11 protein-coding genes are annotated in these 15,679 nt (G+C 75.4%); 7 read left to right on the forward strand and 4 right to left on the reverse strand.

Annotated features, from left to right (window positions below; translation table 11 throughout):
* Positions 1 to 43 precede the first annotated feature (43 nt).
* Both ACFC09_RS29585 and ACFC09_RS29590 read right to left on the reverse strand, forming a co-directional pair.
* Positions 44 to 1,300, reverse strand: coding sequence for an MFS transporter (locus ACFC09_RS29585; protein WP_376533393.1), 1,257 nt, complete (start codon positions 1,298 to 1,300; stop codon positions 44 to 46).
* A 198-nt stretch (positions 1,301 to 1,498) separates the two neighbouring features.
* Positions 1,499 to 2,500 carry a MerR family transcriptional regulator gene (locus tag ACFC09_RS29590; protein WP_376533394.1) on the reverse strand — a complete coding sequence of 334 codons (1,002 nt, stop codon included), beginning with the start codon at positions 2,498 to 2,500 and terminating at the stop codon, positions 1,499 to 1,501.
* A gap of 99 nt (positions 2,501 to 2,599) precedes the next feature.
* Between ACFC09_RS29590 and ACFC09_RS29595 the strand changes: the two genes are divergently transcribed.
* Positions 2,600 to 4,117, forward strand: coding sequence for an alpha/beta fold hydrolase (locus ACFC09_RS29595; RefSeq protein ID WP_376533395.1), 1,518 nt, complete (start codon positions 2,600 to 2,602; stop codon positions 4,115 to 4,117).
* Between the two features lie 211 nt (positions 4,118 to 4,328).
* Here ACFC09_RS29595 and ACFC09_RS29600 read toward each other — a convergent pair whose 3' ends face one another.
* Entirely contained in the window at positions 4,329 to 5,300 is a 972-nt protein-coding gene (locus tag ACFC09_RS29600) for an alpha/beta hydrolase fold domain-containing protein (protein WP_376533396.1), read from the reverse strand.
* Between the two features lie 378 nt (positions 5,301 to 5,678).
* On the opposite strand from ACFC09_RS29600, the gene ACFC09_RS29605 reads away from it, so the two are divergent.
* The 4 genes from ACFC09_RS29605 to ACFC09_RS29620 all read left to right on the forward strand — a co-directional run bounded on the left by ACFC09_RS29605 (position 5,679) and on the right by ACFC09_RS29620 (position 11,827).
* Entirely contained in the window at positions 5,679 to 6,614 is a 936-nt protein-coding gene (locus ACFC09_RS29605; RefSeq protein WP_376533397.1) for an NAD(P)H-binding protein, read from the forward strand.
* Between the two features lie 267 nt (positions 6,615 to 6,881).
* Positions 6,882 to 8,699 (forward strand): PQQ-binding-like beta-propeller repeat protein, encoded by a 1,818-nt coding sequence (locus tag ACFC09_RS29610; RefSeq protein ID WP_376533398.1) that lies wholly within the window; start codon positions 6,882 to 6,884, stop codon positions 8,697 to 8,699.
* Positions 8,700 to 8,738: 39 nt separating this feature from the next.
* The gene (locus tag ACFC09_RS29615; protein ID WP_376533399.1) at positions 8,739 to 10,991 is read left to right on the forward strand and encodes a WD40 repeat domain-containing protein; all 2,253 of its coding nucleotides are present in this window, start codon (positions 8,739 to 8,741) and stop codon (positions 10,989 to 10,991) included.
* Between the two features lie 257 nt (positions 10,992 to 11,248).
* Positions 11,249 to 11,827 carry a type 1 glutamine amidotransferase domain-containing protein gene (locus tag ACFC09_RS29620; RefSeq protein WP_376533400.1) on the forward strand — a complete coding sequence of 193 codons (579 nt, stop codon included), beginning with the start codon at positions 11,249 to 11,251 and terminating at the stop codon, positions 11,825 to 11,827.
* A gap of 148 nt (positions 11,828 to 11,975) precedes the next feature.
* On the opposite strand, the gene ACFC09_RS29625 is transcribed toward ACFC09_RS29620, so the two are convergent.
* The gene (locus tag ACFC09_RS29625; protein WP_376533401.1) at positions 11,976 to 13,016 is read right to left on the reverse strand and encodes a helix-turn-helix transcriptional regulator; all 1,041 of its coding nucleotides are present in this window, start codon (positions 13,014 to 13,016) and stop codon (positions 11,976 to 11,978) included.
* A 101-nt stretch (positions 13,017 to 13,117) separates the two neighbouring features.
* Here ACFC09_RS29625 and ACFC09_RS29630 point away from each other — a divergent pair, with 101 nt between their 5' ends.
* Together ACFC09_RS29630 and ACFC09_RS29635 are read left to right on the forward strand one after the other, a co-directional pair.
* Positions 13,118 to 13,696: a DinB family protein gene (locus tag ACFC09_RS29630; RefSeq protein WP_376533402.1), complete on the forward strand. Its 579-nt coding sequence runs from the start codon at positions 13,118 to 13,120 to the stop codon at positions 13,694 to 13,696.
* A gap of 331 nt (positions 13,697 to 14,027) precedes the next feature.
* Positions 14,028 to 15,122, forward strand: coding sequence for a winged helix DNA-binding domain-containing protein (locus ACFC09_RS29635; protein WP_376533403.1), 1,095 nt, complete (start codon positions 14,028 to 14,030; stop codon positions 15,120 to 15,122).
* Positions 15,123 to 15,679: the final 557 nt, after the last annotated feature.

The following is a 15,679-nucleotide window of genomic DNA, read 5'->3' on the forward strand; positions in this document are numbered from 1 at the left end:
GGGTTCACCCCGGCGGGCGCCGGTCCGCTGCGGCCCGGCCGCCTCACGCGGGCTGCGGCGACCGCCCGGCCGGGCGGCGTTCGCTGAACCAGTACAGGAGCGCCAGGACCGGCAGCGCCGCGCCGAACGCACTCACCGCGCCCCATCCTTCGGCGTGGTAGGCGATCGAGCCGAGCTGGGACCCGAGGGCGCCACCGAGGAAGAAGGTGGCGATGAAGACCGAGTTGAGGCGGGCCCGAGCGTGCGGGTCGAGCTGGTAGATGGTGTGCTGGCCGAGGATCATCGTGCTCTGCACGGCCATGTCGAGGAGCACCGCCGCCAGGGCGACGAACCAGATGCTGTGCTGCCCGAACCCCGCGACGGCGAAGGCCCCCGCGGCGAGGAGGAACGCGCCGCCGGTCAGCGGCCGGGCCAGCCCGCGGTCCGCCCAGCGCCCCGCGAGCGGGGCTATGCCCGCGCCGGCCGCGCCGACCAGCGCGAAGATGCCGACGCCGACGTCGGAGTAGTCGAAGGGCGCACTGGTGAGGACGAAGGACACCGTGGTCCAGAAGGCGCTGAACGCACCGAACATCGCCGCCTGGTACAGGCCGCGGCGCCGCAGCGCGGGGTGGGCGCGCACCAGGGAGGCGGTGGAGCGCAGCACCTGACGGTAGGGCGCCGAGATGGTGGGCGCCTGCGCGGGCAGCGCCACGCGCAGCGCCACCGCCAGCACCGCCATCAGAACCGCGGAACCGAGGTAGACGACGCGCCAGCCGGCCACGCCGGAGACCAGGCTGCTCAGCGTCCGGGACAGCAGGATGCCGGTGAGCAGACCGCTCATCACCCGGCCCACGACCCGGCCGCGCATGTGGTCGGGGGCCAGGCTCGCGGCGAACGGGACCAGGATCTGGGCGACGACGGACGTGGCGCCGCTGACCAGCGAGGCGACCAGCAGCATGGGGAAGCCGGTCGCGAGGCCCGCGGCCACGAGGGCGGCGGTGGTCACCACGAGCAGCACGGTGATCAGGTTGCGCTTCTCCAGCCGGTCGCCGAGCGGGACCAGGAACAGCATGCCGATGACATAGCCGATCTGGGTGAGGGTGATCAGCAGGCCCGCGGTGTCCGAACTGACGCCGAACACGCCGCGCAGCGACGAGAGCAGAGGCTGGGCGTAGTAGAGGTTGGCGACGGTCATGCCGGTGGAGACAGCGAGCAGGGCGACCAGCCAGCCGGGTACGCCGGAGGCGGCGGGAGCGCCGGGGGCGCCCGGAGTACCGGTGGGCGGGCGACGGGGAGTGCTCAGATCGGGTGGAGTGGACACAATGCCTTCCTCGGGGCGAGCCGGGGTCTGGGGGCGAGCAGCTTCGTCGATGCCCACAGCTTCACCAGCGCGTGACGGTGCTCTTTGCTTCCCCGTCCACGGCGATGAATTTGGATGACAGTCATCTCGTTCGGAGATTGCCGCGCGCGGGTGTCGCCGGACGCCTGCCGAGGGGCGCCCGGGGCGGAGCGGCGGGGGTCAGAGCCTCGTCGCGTTCTGCGCGGTCAGCGCCGCGAGCAGCCAGTCGTGCGCGGACCCGGGAGTCGGCTCCGGCCGGTGGCCCGGCGGGGTGAGCACCACGGCCGTCAGCTCCCAGTACCGGTCGATCCTCGGATCGGCCGCGAGCCGGCCCGCCAGCAGCCGACGGAAGTCAGGGGTGTCCCGGCGGCCGTAGGGACCCGTGTACGCGGCCACGAAACCGTCCAGTGCCTCGCCGGGACGCGGCGGCCGGCCCCGGCGCAGCTGCGCGCCCGCCAGCTCGTACGCCTCGGCCAGTCCGGCGTAGAGCCCGGCCAGCGCGCCGACGCTCGCGGACGTGTGCGCGGCGGGCCGAAACCGTTCGGTGCCGGTGCAGGGACCCGTCGTCAGGGCGTTCAGCCGGGCGAAGGCGAGGACCTGCTCCGGCGCGGGGTCCTCGGGCGGCGGCGGAACGGCCACGTCCAGGAACGCCGCGACCGACCGGGCCGGCATCCGCGCCGGCAGCCAGGCACGCCAGAACCGCACCATGGAGGCCGTGCTCGGCGGCACGGCCAGCGCACCGACCAGTCGCAGCCGCTCGGCCCGCACCCCGCGCGGCGACTCCTGCACCAGCCGCAGCGCCGCCTCCCGCCAGCGCAGGGCCGTCAGCTGGGAGCCGAGGTCGCGCAGCCGCCCGGCGACGGCGCTCTCCAGCGCGCCGCCCCCGCCGTCTCCCCCACCGGCCCCGTGCGTCCCGCCGACCCCGTCCACCTCATCCGTACCGTCGCGCGCGCACTCCTCGTCGAGGATGCGGCGGATCTGGGGGAGCGGCAGATCGAGGGTGCGCAGGGCGCGGATCAGCCGCAGCCGCTCCAGCGCACCCGGGCCGTAACGGCGGTGCCCGCCGGTGCTGCGGGCGGTCTCCGGCAGCAGGCCGCGGTCGGAGTAGAAGCGGACGGTCTTGACGGTGACGCCCGCGTGCCCGGCCAGTTCGCCGATGCTCCACAGGCCGTCGTACGACATGACAGTTGAATCTCCCTCCGGGGGAGTTCCTACGGTACCGGCGAGCGCGGGCCGGGTTACCGGGCCGGTCCGTGACGATCGCGTGCCGAGGAGAGGTTCATGACCGTATTCATCCTGGTGCCAGGTGTGTTCACCGGCGCACATGTGTGGGCGGAGACAGCCGCGCGACTGGCCGCGGCGGGCGCCGAGGCACACCCGCTCACCCTCACCGGGCCGGAGACCGCGGGTGGCGGCGCGGGCTCCCGTGCCGACCTGGAGACACATGTCGCGGACGTGGTCGCCGCGATCGACGCGGTGGACCCCGCGGCCGGCCAGGAGATCGTGCTGGTCGGCCACGACTACGGCGTCCATCCGGCGCTGGGCGCCGCCGACCTGCGAGCGCAGCGCGTCGCCCGGATCGTGTGCGTGGACGCGGCACCGCCGCGGGACGGCGTTCCGGCCCTGGCCGCGGTACCCGACCAGGAACTGCGGGCACGGCTGGCCGGCGGCGCGGCGGAGGAGGCCGACGCGGTGCCGGCCCCCGCGTCCCCCGCCGAGTGGCAGCGCTTCGGCAGCACCGCCGGGATCCCCGACGCCGCGCTGGCACGGCTCACCGCCCGAGCCGTGCCGCAGCCGCCGGGCACCCTGCTCCAGCCGCTGCGGCTGACCGGCGCGGCGGCCGCGGTGCCCACCACCGGGGTGCTGTGCACCGGGAACGGCGCCGGCATCGAACTGGTCCAGAGACTGGTGGACTTCGGTGACCCCGCCCTGGCCGCGCTCGTGGACCCTCGGGTGACCTTCTTCGAACTGGACACCGGGCACTGGCCGATGCTGTCCCGCCCCGCCGAGCTGGCCGAGGTGCTGCTTGGGGCCGCGGCGGGCGAGGGGCACCGGCTGACGCCCGCCGGCGCCGCACAACAACCCGCGCATCTACGGCCGTTCCTGCTGGAGGTGCCCGAACTCCCGCGGGAGCGCTCGCAGAACGTCGACCTGTACCTGCCGGACGCTCCCGGCCCACGGCCGGCGGTGGTCTTCGTGCACGGCGGCCCGCTGCCCGCCGGGGCCCGGCCCACCCCCAGGGACTGGCCGGTCCTCGTCGGCTACGCCCGCTGTGCCGCGGGGCAGGGCGCGATGGGCGTGACCCTCGACCACCGGCTGCACGACGTCGCCGACTACGAGCGCGCCGCCGCGGACGTGGCTGCCGCGGTGGAGCGGGTACGGGCCGATCCGCGGGTGGCCGCGGACCGGGTCGCGCTGTGGTTCTTCTCCGGCGGCGGACTGCTCATGGCGGACTGGCTGCGCACGTCCCCGGCATGGCTGCGCTGTGTTGCGGCCTGCTATCCGGTCCTGGCGCCGCTGCCGAACTGGGGGCTGCCCGGCCGCCGGTTCCGGCCGGCGGACGCGGTGGCGCACGCGGGCGCGCCGCCCGTCGTGCTCGTCCGGGCGGGCCGGGAGGCGCCCGAGATCGCCGTCACCGTCGAGGAGTTCCTGACCGCGGTCGGGCGGCACGGCGCGGACGTCGAGGTCGTCGACGTGCCGCACGGACGGCACGGTTTCGAGACCGTCGACGTGACCGAGGAGTCACGCGAGGCCGTCCGCCGGGCGATGCGCTCGGTGCTGGCCCGGCTGACGGCCTGAGCCCGCCGTCTCCCGGGCGGGGGCCAGACGGCCGGGCCGCTGTCTCCTTCGCTGTCGGGAGGGATCGCGGTGCCCTCCGCCCCCCGCAGGGGCCGTCGTTCCCTCCCGAGGACCGGCCGGGGCCGTCGGTTCGTCCGGCCGGCGTGGCCGCGCGCCCGGCGGCCCCGCGCGCCCGGCGGCCCCGGCCGGTCGTCGGCCGCCATCCACCTCGTCAACTGCCGTGCAGGGCCTCACGGAGGGTGCGCACGGCCAGGTGGCGGGTCACCCGCGCGGCATGGGTGTCGCGCAGACTGTCCAGCATCATGAAGTCGTGGACCATGCCGCCCACCCGGACCGCGGTGACGTCCACGCCCGCCTCGCGCAGCCGGCTCGCGAACTTCTCGCCCTCGTCCCGCAGGACGTCCGCCTCGTCGGTGATGACGAGAGTGGTGGGCAGGCCCCTGAGCTGGTCGAGCCCGGCCCTCAGCGGCGCCGCGTGCGGCTCGGTCCGCTGGTCGGGCGCGGAGTACTGGTCCCAGAACCACATCATGCCGTCGCGCGTGAGGTAGTAGCCCTCCGCGAACTGCCGGTAGGACGGGGTGTCGAAATCGGCGTCGGTGACCGGGTAGAGCAGGACCTGCGCCTTGATGTCGAGGTCGCCGCGCTCCTTGTTCATCAGCGTGAAGACCGCCGACATGCAGGCTCCGACGGAGTCGCCGGCCACCGCCACCCGGTCGGCGTCGAGGCTGTGTTCGGATCCGTGCTTGGCGAGCCACTGGCCGACCGCGTAGATCTGCTCGACCTGGGTGGGGTACTTCGCCTCGGGGGCGCGGTCGTAGACGGGGAAGACGCCCGCCGCCCCGGCCCCGACGGTGAGTTCCCGGAAGAGGCGGTCGTGCGTCAGGTCGTCGCCGAACACCCAGCCGGCGCCGTGGACGAAGAAGACCACGGGCAGCGGGCCGGTGGCCTCCCTGGGCCGGATGATCCGGGTGCGTACCCGTCCCCACCTGCCCGCGTCGACGGTCACCCACTCCTCGTCGACCTCCGGACGCCTGACGCCCTCGCCGCTCTGCAACCCCTGGAGGAGGTCCCGCCCCTTCTCCGGCGGCACCTCGTGGAGACGGGGGTGCGGGTCGGTGGCCTCGGCCAGAGCCCGCGCGGCGGGTTCGAGGTACGGAGTGATGGGCGGGCGGATGTCGGACATGATGCCTCCGGTTCGGGCCGGTCCCGGCTGGTACGTATGCCTGCTGCTGGTACGCGTGCCTGCTGGGCCTGTCGCCCCGAGCGCGCTGGCTCCACTCAAGGCGCAGCCGCCGGAGGCGGCAACCGGGTGGCCGCCCGCGCCCCGGCCGTCCCGGGAGGGGCGTCCGCCATCCGGGTGAGGCGTCCCCAGCGGCCTGCCCGGCGGTGCGACGGCCGGACTTCGCCGACTGCACCGGCCCTGGGCGGGGTGCCGCGTCCCGCGAGGACACCGCGGGCCGACCTGCCCGTCACGGACCGGCGTCCTAGATTGGGGAACGGAGTCCCACGACCACTCGGCGCCCCGGCCGGAAGCCCCCGGGGCCGGAAGGAGACCCGGCCGATGGCTGCGGACAGTCTCGTTCTCATCGCCCACGCCGGTGACGTGGGCCGCAGAGCACTCGAACAGCTCCGCGCGCTCGACGTGCCAGTACGCGTGCTGGTCCACCACGACGACGACCGCGCGGCGCCGCTGCGCGCGCTCGGCGCGGAGGTGGTCGTCGGCGATCTGACCCGGCCCGAGACCGTCGCGCCCGCGCTGGACGGCGCCGCGCGGATGTACTTCGCGATGCCCGTGTCGCCGGACCACCTCCTCGCGGCGACCGTGGTGGCCACCGTCGCACGTGAACACGGCCGCCTGGACTGCCTGGTCGACATGTCGCAGATGACGGTGTCCCAGATGACCGCCACCAGCACCGGTGAGTCGGACCAGCAGCGGCTGCACTGGCTCGCGGAACAGGTGTTCAACTGGTCGGGCCTGCCGGTGGTGCACATCAGGCCGACGGCGTTCCTCGACAATCCGCTGTTCACGACGCTCGCGGCACGCTCGATCCGGGAGCGCGGCACGATCGAGCTGCCCTTCGGCACCGGCCGCACCTCACCGATCGCGACGGACGACGTGGCGCGGGTGGTCGCCACCGTGCTGCACGACCCGGCCCCGCATGTCGGGCACGTCTACGAACTGACCGGGCCGCGCACCCTCGACATGACGCAGATGGCGGAGGAGTTCTCCCGGGCGCTGGGCCGTCCGGTCTCCTACGTGGACGTGCCGCTCGACCGGTGGCGGGCACAGGTGCTCGCCGAGGCGGGCCTGCCGCCGCACACCGAGCAGCACATCGCCACCATGGCCCGGCTGCACCGGGAGAACCGCTACGACCGGGCCTGCGACGACGTCGCACGCGTCACGGGCGTACCCGCCGAGACCGTCGAGGAGTTCGTGGCCGCGCGCAAGGACTTCTACCTGGGGGCCGGTCCCGCCGACCGGGACGGACAGCCGTAGCGCGCCGGGACGGACAGCCACAGCGCGCCGCCGCGCCGGGACGGCCGTCCCGGACCCGTCTCCCACCGGACCGTCAACCGGTCCTGGACGAAGCGGTGTTGAGCGACCCGCCCAGGACCCGACCCCGTCCCACCGCGTCGGCGGCCACCGCGCAGGAGACCGGACCCGGGAACCGGAACATGAACATCCCTCGTGATACACAGTGGCATTCCGCAGGCACAGCGGCCTGCCGACGAGGCAGGGTTCACGGGGCGGACAGGGGTGGGTATGGCGGGGCGGACGGACTTGCGCCGGCAGGCCGAGAGCAGACGGCAGTGGGCGCAGCGGCAGGGCTGGACGTACGAGGACGAGCGGCCCGCGCTGCTGGAACGCTGGCGGGACGCGGTCATCGGCGCGGCCACGGGCGAGTGGGCGGCCAGGTTCGCGGTCAGCGGGCCGCTGGAGGGGCGCAAGGTCACCGTCTTCGACTGTGTGAACAGCGCCCCCGCGCGCGGCTGGCCGCGGCAGCCGCGGTACGGCGTGCAGACCGTGATCCTGGTGGAGCTGTCCGCGGCGCTGCCGCTGACCGCCGTCTCCAAGCACGGGCTGGCCGTCGACACCATGGTCCCGTTGCTGAAACAAGTGGTCCGCGACCGACCCGACCGCCACCTCCACGAGATCGGCGATCCGGCCTACGACCAGGTCCACGTCGTGGAGACCGCGGACCCGACGGCCGCCGAACGGCTGCTGACACCCGCCGTACGGGAGTTCGCGGACGACCGGGCCTGGCTCGCGTGGCGGGTGGACGGCGAGCACCTGTGCCATGCGCGGCCGCCCGAAACGGATCCGCTCACCCACGACGACGCGGCCCTGCTGGAGGAACTGCGGTCACTGATCCGGCTGGCGGACCTCGTCGATCCGCGCCCGGAGGACGAGGCCCACCCCGGCACCCCGGCACCGGCCGTCCGCAGGCCCGCCGTGCCGCCGCCCCGGGACACACCCGCCACCGCGCCCGCCCCCGCCGCCATGTACCGCGGCGACGCGGCGCACAGCGGAGTCTTCCCCGCCGGCCGGCCGCCGGCCGGCTTCGAGGCATGGAGCGTCACCCTGGGCGGGCCCGTCATCGCCGAACCCGTCGTCAGCGCCGGCACCGTCCTGGTCAACTGCACCGACGGCGACTGCTACGCACTGGACGCGATCACGGGGGAGCCGCGCTGGCGGTTCGCGGCCCGCAGCAGGCTCACCGGCAGCCCGGCCGTCGCGGGCGGGCAGGTGTTCGTCGTCGGGAGCGACGGCGTCCTGCACGCCCTCGGCGTGCACGACGGGCAGGAACGCTGGCAGCGGACGGTCGGGCGCTCGGCCGCGCCGGTGCCCGACGGCGGCCTGGTGTACGTCGTCCACAACCCGGCCCGTGCGCTGCGCGACGCGAGCGGGCTGCGGGCGCTGGACGCCGCGACGGGCGAGCCGCGCTGGGAGTCACCGCTGCCCGAAGGATCGGCGTCCGGCCCCGCGGTGGCCGACGGACGGGTCCATGTGCACGGCGCGACGGGGGCGTTGAGCGCCTTCGACGCGAGAAGCGGACAGCGGCTGTGGCACCACCCCGGCCGCGACACCCAGCTGACGTGCTGCACCCCGAGCGTCGTCGACGGCACGCTGTACGTCGGCACCGGACGGGCCGAACTCCACGCCTACGACGCGGCCACCGGCGAGCACCGCTGGGGCAGTCAGGCGGCCGGGGTGATCGACGCCACCCCGGCCGTCTCCGGCGGCCTGGTCCTCGTCGGCGACAGCCACGGCGGCGCCTATGCCTGCCGGGCCGACTCCGGCCACCCGGTGTGGCAACTGCCCAGCGGCTACGGCGCGTCGTCGGTCACGATCAGCGGCGGTTCGGCCTGGCTCGTCACCGCCAAGGCGGGGCGGCGGCTGGTCAAGGTGGCGCTGGCCGACGGCGCGGTCCGGTGGCGGCACGCGCTGGACGACAGCGGAACGAGCCCGGCGTTCGCCGACGGCATCGTCTACGTCGGCACCGGCAAGGGCACCGTACTGGCACTGGCCGCCGACACGGGCCGCGGCCCCCGCCGCGGTCACCGGCGCCTGCCGCGCTGACGGTCACCCGACAGATCCACTGAGGAAGGCGAGACACGGGTGACTGTGCCCGAAACCTCTTGGGCGGATGCGGCGTTCCTCGCCGGAGCGCCACCGGACCAGGTGCTGCGCGCGCTGCCCGCCGTCGGCGCGACCGCGCGGGAACGGCGGATCGCGGCGGTCTACCGCTCCTCGATGCACCTGCTGCGGCACGCGGAGCCCGGCGCGCGGGCCCGGCTGCTCGCCCTGGAGGCGACCCGCTTCGGCCTGCCCGCCCTGGCCGCCGCCTTCGCGGACCTCGCGGCGGCGGACGGGCCGCCGCCGCGGTGGCCGGAACCGTGGCGGGTCGCCTGGGCCACCGGCCGGGAGGCGGACGAGCGGCTGCTGAGGGTGCGCGACCGCGACGGCCTCCGCCCGGTGCTCGGCGAAGTCGACGGACGCGTCGTGGCCGTCGACACCGACGGGTACGGCGGCGTCCGGGTCGAGGACGTCCTGAGCGGTGAGCGGACGGCCGGGTTCGCCGCCGGTTCCCGTGCCCGGGTGGTGACGGTGCTCGACGCGGCCGGCACCCCGCTCGTCCTCACCGGCCACGAACGGCACGGCCCCGACGGGCTGCCCGACGCCGGCCGTCACGGCGACACCGTGCGGGCCTGGGACCTGCGCACCGGCGAGCGGGCCGGTGAGCCCCTGGTGGTCGGCCGGGGCCGGATCGTCGCGGCGGCGAGCGCCGAGGTGGACGGCCGTACGGTCGTGGTCACCGGCGGCTGGGACGGCCTGGTGCGGTCCTGGGACCTGGCCACCGGGCGGGAGGAGGCCGAGGCGGCGGGTGGCCACACCGGCTGGGTGGTCTCCGTGGCGACCGCCGTGGTGCGGGGCCGGCCGATCGCTGTCACCGCGGGCCGGGACGACTGCGCGGTGCTGGTCCGCGATCTGCTGACCGCCCGGCAGCTCGGCGCCCCGCTCGCCGGGCACACCGCCCCCGTCACCGCGGTGGCCACGGTGACCGCGGACGACGGGCGCGCGCTCGCCGTCACCGCCGGCCAGGACGGCACCGCGCGGGTGTGGGACCTGACCACGGGCCGGCCGTACGGCGCGGCCCTGGCCGGACACGGCGGCCGGGTCGACGCGGTGGCGGCGACGCGGACCGCCGGGGGCATCCAGGTGGTCACCGGCGGCCGCGACCGCACCGTCCGGGTGTGGGATCCGGCCACCGGACGGCAACTCGGCGACCCGTTCACCGGCCACCACCAGCCGGTGGAGCAGGTGGCCGTGACGGCCGACGCCGGCCGGCCGGTCCTCGTGGCACGGGCCTTCGACGGTCTGGTCCGCAGCTGGGAGCGGACCGCACACCGCCGGGACGGGGACGCGCCGGCCGACCACGGCGGGACGCTGACGGCGCTCGCCACGGCCGTCCCGGGCGGACACCGGCTGGCCGTCGGCGGCATGCTCGACGGCACCGTCCGGGTCTGGGACGTGGCCGCCGGTCCGCGGACCGCCCGCACGCTGACCCGGCACGACGGCACGGTGCACGCCGTGACCACCGCCGTCGTGGCCGGTCGCACCCTGGTCCTCAGCCTGGGTGAGGACGGGCTCGTCCGGATCAGCGACCCGGCGACGGGCCGGGAGTCCGCCCCGCCGCTGGTGTGCCCCGCGGCCTGGCCGAGGGCGCTCGGGACGGCCCGGACGGCGGACGGGGTCCGGGTCCTGGTGGGCGGACGGGACGGGACCGTACGGATCTGGGACCTGGACTCGGGGGAGGCCGACGGCCCGCCGCTCACGGGGGCCGCGCCGGTGCAGGCGGTCACCGGCGCCCTGGTCGACGGGCGCACGGTCCTGGTCACCGGCCACAGCGACCGCACCGTACGCCGCTGGGACCTGGTGAACCGCCGTCCGCTCGGCCTACCCCTGACCGGCCACCGGCGCGGCGTGGACGGCGCCGTGACGACGGTGGTCGACGGCCGCCCCGTCGCCGTCACCCGCGCCGCCTTCGACCCGGCGCTCCACGTCTGGGACCTCGCCACCGGCCACCCGCTCGGCGGCGCCCTGCGCGGCCACCGCCGCCATGTCACCGCGCTCACGGTCACCACCCGTGCCGGGCGCCCCCTGGCCGTCAGCGCCGGCGAGGGCACCGTACGCACCTGGGACCTGGCCGCCCGGTGCGAGGCCGGCCCGCCGATGCCCTTCCCGTACGACGTGCGCTCCCTCGCCCCGTTCCCCGACGGGGACCTCCTGGTGGGCTTCGGTGACGAACTCGCCCTGCTCACTCCTGGCGGGCAGCCCGCCCCCGCGGAGGACCCGGCCGCTCCCGCCTGACCCGTCCGTGCCCCGGCCCGGGGCCCGGACGGATCAGGCGGCCCACGAGGGGGCCCGGCAGTTTTCTGCCGCCGTGCGCGCATGTTTCGTGCCAAGCGGGATACCCCGCACAGAGCCGGGCCCGAGGCCGCGGTGAAGGGGTGCCCGAAACGGGTGCCGAGCGGTCGTCGACGCGTCGGCGGTCCACGCCGCGATCGACAGCGGTGGCGGCGGGGCGCCCTTCGCGGGCCGCCATGCCGTTCTGCAAGGAGCCGAACATGACCGACGAACTCCGCGGCCACAAGGTCGCCATTCTCGCCACCGACGGGGTCGAACGCGTGGAACTCGAACAGCCCCGCGGGGCACTGCACGGCGTCGGGGCCGAGACCGAACTGATCTCCCTGCACGACGGCGAGATCAGCGCGCGGCAGATGGACATCGACCCCGCCGGTACGTTCACGGTCGACCGGAAGGTCGCCGACGCCGCCGTCGCCGACTACGACGCGCTCGTTCTCCCCGGCGGCACCATGAATCCGGACCAACTGCGCATGGACCCCGACGCGGTCGCGTTCGTCAAGGAGTTCATGGAGAGCGGCAAACCGGTCGCCACGATCTGCCACGGCCCCTGGACCCTGGTCGAGGCGGACGTGCTGCGCGGCAGGCGTCTCACCTCCTGGCCGAGCATCCGCACCGACCTGCGCAACGCCGGCGCGCAGGTCGTCGACGAGGAGGTCGTCGTGGACGGGCGGCTCATCTCCAGCCGCTGCCCCGGGGACCTGCCCGCCTTCTGCAACACGGTCATCGACGAACTGGCGAAGGCCACCCGGCCGGCCTGGGACCCGACGGTGGAACGCTGACCGCGCCCGCCTCCCGGCAGGCACACCGCCGTGACGGCGCGCAATCGCATGTCCGGGGGAGCGGTGTCCCGCCGGACCCGGGCGTCGTCGTCCGGCCATGCCGCCCAGGGCCGTCCGTGCCCGCGTCGCCGTTCCGGTCCGGCCGCGGTCACCGGCCCGGCGGCGGGGCGGTGGGCTCGGCGGGCATCCGGGCCGCGGCGTCGGCGTAGCGGCGGGCCAGCAACGCGAAGGCGTCACGCAGTTCGGGCGGTCCGACGACCTGGAGATCGGCGTCGAACTTGCCGAGGGCTGCGGCCAGCGAGGGCCACGACCAGGCGCCGAGGAGCAGTCGGCAACGGCCGGGGCCGAGTTCCTCGACGACGCCGTCATGGGCGTACGCGGACACCGCGGAGGCGGGCAGGTCGAGTATCACCTCGCCCCGGCACGGCAGGTGACCGGCGTCGCCGAGGCCCTGGAACTTCGCGGTCACGTAGGCGGTCACGTCCCCGCCGGGCAGTTCGCGCGGGCTGAAGCGGGGCCCCGTGGGGGTGCGCGGGGCGATCCGGTCGACCCGGAAGGTACGCCAGTCGTCCCGGCCGAGGTCCCACGCGACCAGGTACCAGCGCCCGCCCCAGGTGACGAGATGGTGCGGCTCCACCCGGCGCGGCGGCGCCGCGCCGGACCCCGCGCCGGACCCCGCAGCGGCGCCCGTCGGCAGGGTGACGGGGGAGTAGTCGAAGCGCAGCACCTCGCGGGTCCGTACCGCGGTGCCGAGCGCCACCAGCACCTGGGGGTCGGCCTGGGGATTCGGCCGGGCTCCCGCACGCTCGACGGCGGTCACCTCAAGGGCGTCGACGCGATGGCGCAACCGGGCCGGCATGACCTGCCGTACGGTGGTCAGCGCCCGCGCCGCGGCCTCCTCGATGCCCGCGCCGGTGGCCGCGGCGGCCCGCAGCGCGACGGCGAGGGCGACCGCCTGGTCGTCGTCGAACAGCAGCGGCGGCAATTGGGTGCCCGCACCGAGCCGGTACCCCCCGTCGGGGCCTTTGACGGCCACGATCGGATAGCCCAGTTCCCGCAGCCGGTCGACGTCGCGGCGCACGGTGCGCGCGCTGACGTCCAGCCGCTCGGCCAGCAGGTGCCCCGGCCAGTCCCGGCGGGCCTGGAGCAGCGAGAGCAGGGACAGCAGGCGCGCTGAGGTTTTCGGCATGGCACCCATACTGCCCCGAGTAGCGGCCACACCCTGACCGCTACCGCTGCGATCGTGGTCGGTGCCGGACCAATGAGAGCGAACAGAAGGATCCGATCACCGTGAATGCAACGACCACGACCCCCGCGACGCTCGACGGCGAACGGGCCGATCTGCTCGCCGAGCTCGCCGAGGCGCGTGCCGCCCTGACCAGGACGACGCACGGGCTGACCGACGCACAGGCCGGCGAGCGCCCGACGGTCAGCGAACTGTGCCTGGGCGGGCTGATCAAACACGTCACGTCCGTCGAGGAGGGCTGGCTGCGCTTCGCCCTGGAGGGCCCTTCGGCACTGAACTTCGACCTGCCCGACGGCGTCACCTGGGCGGACATCGCCTCCGGTACCGCCCGGGAGATCCCGAAGTGGCTGATCGACCACCAGGAGGAGTTCCGGATGCTGCCCGGAGAGACGCTCGCCGGCGTCGTCGAACGCTACGAGCGCACCGCCGCCCACAGTGACGAGGTCATCGCCGCCGTCCCCGACCTCTCGGCGACACACCCGCTGCCGGAGGCGCCCTGGAACGAGCCGGGGCGGGCGTGGAGCGTGCGCCGGGTCCTGCTGCACGTCATCGCCGAGACCACGCAGCACGCCGGACACGCGGACATCCTGCGCGAGACGCTCGACGGACAGAAGGCGACCTGACACCGGTCCCGCCGGACCGGGCCGCCGTCGCGGCCCGGTCCGGGCGGCATCGCCGCACCCCCTCGCGCGGCAGCCCCGCGCGGCAGCCCCGCGCGGCAGCGAAAGGAACAGCGTCACCGTGAGAAAAGGATCAGCGTCACTGTGAGAATGCGCGAAACAAGGCGCGAACCGGGACGGGCCGCCGTCCGGACCGGGGCCCACTGTCCGGGCCCCGCGCAGTCCGGACCGGCCGGCAGCGGGGACCGCGACCGGAACCGGGGCACCTGTCGGACCCGCCGGACGCCCCGCGCGCGGGCAGGCGGCCGGCCGCAGAACGGGCCGCGGTGACCCGATGACCGTCCTCGACTCCCGTGCGCTCAACCGCGCCACCCTCGCCCGGCAGCTTCTCCTCGAACGAGCCGACCTCCCCGTCCACGACGCCGTGGCGCACCTGTGCGGTCTGCAGGCCCAGGAGCCTCAGGAGCCGTTCGTCGGGCTCTGGTCGCGGCTGCGCGCGTTCGACCCCGCCCGCCTCAGCGACCTGCTGACCCGGCCGAGCACGGTACGGATCCACCTCATGCGGCGCACCGTCCACCTGCTCACCGCCGCCGACGCCCTGGCCTGGCGGTCCCGTCACGAGACGATGCTGCGCCAGCGGGTGCTCGGGACCTACCGCCGCGAGTTCACCGGGGTGGATCTCGACGAACTCGCCGCCGCGGGCCGGGCGGTGATGGCCGACGGCCGGCCCCGTTCGACGGCCGAGCTGGTGCGGGCGCTCGCCCAGCGCTGGCCGGAACCGGCGCCACGGGCTCTGGGCGAGATGCTGGTGGCCGCCCTCGTCCCGGTGGCGCAGCTGCCGCCGCGCGGACTGTGGCGGGCCAAGGCAGGGGTGCGCAACGTCCTGCTCTCCTCCTGGCTGGGCCGAGAGCCCGATCCGGCGGCCGAAGACGGCTTCGACCCCGTCGGCCAGACGCTGGTACGGCGCTATCTGGCGGCCTTCGGCCCCGCGGCCTCGGCCGATCTGCGTGCCTGGTGCGGGCTGGCCGGGCTGCCGGCCGCCGTCGCCGCGGTCCGCGGGGAACTGATCACCTTCCGCGACGAACGGGGCCGCGAGCTGTTCGACCTGCCCGACGCGCCCCGCCCCGACCCCGGCACGCCGGCCCCCGTCCGGTTCCTGCCCGCCTTCGACAACGCCATCCTCGGCTACCACGACCGCAGCCGGATCGTCGACGACGCCCATCGCGGTCTGTCGGTCGCGGGGGAGCGCGTGGTGCTGGTCGACGGCCGGGTCGCCGCGACCTGGAAGGCCGGCGCCGGCACCGTCTCCGTCACCCCGCTGCGCGGCCTGTCCCGCGCCGACCGTACCGCCGTCGCCGAACAGGGCCGGGAACTGGCGGCGTTCCTCTCCGACGGCGAGAGCGACCGGGTCCGGATCGCCGGGCCTTGAAGACCTGCCCGGTGTCGGACTCGTGGGAGCGGGCGAGGACGCGTCCGGTCCCGGCTCCTGGGGTGACGCGGCCCGGAGCAGCTCCGCCGACAAGCCGGTGGGCAGGTCCGGGTGCCGGCCGTCCCTCGCGTCCCGGCCCCGGCCGGGCGTCGGGCACCACACCGGGCAGCCGGGCCCGGCCCTGTCTCGCCCTAACCGGGCCGGTTCGCAGGGCAGTTGGGCGCATCGAGCGCATCCGAAAGTGAGGTCGGGGTGAGCGGCGCATCAGGGCGACGACACTCCTTCACCCATTTCCTGCACCGTTTTGTCGCCATTCATCCGTTGGGTGAGGGGTGGCGGGGGGTGGCGAATATGGCGGGTCGGTCGGGAGTGCATATGCGGGGGACGTACGCCCGGCAGACTTCCGTCACAGACGCGCCGTAGCGGCGCCGTCGCAGGCTGTTCCGCTCGGGGCGCGTTCCCGGCATCCCCGCGCGGCTCGTTCGGGGCGGAACCCGCCTGCGCACCAGCGACCCTCGTAGGGAGGCAACGCGCGCACGCCCGCCGTGCGCCGACCG

This window comes from Streptomyces sp. NPDC056161 (genome assembly GCF_042268025.1).
Lineage (GTDB): Bacteria > Actinomycetota > Actinomycetes > Streptomycetales > Streptomycetaceae > Streptomyces.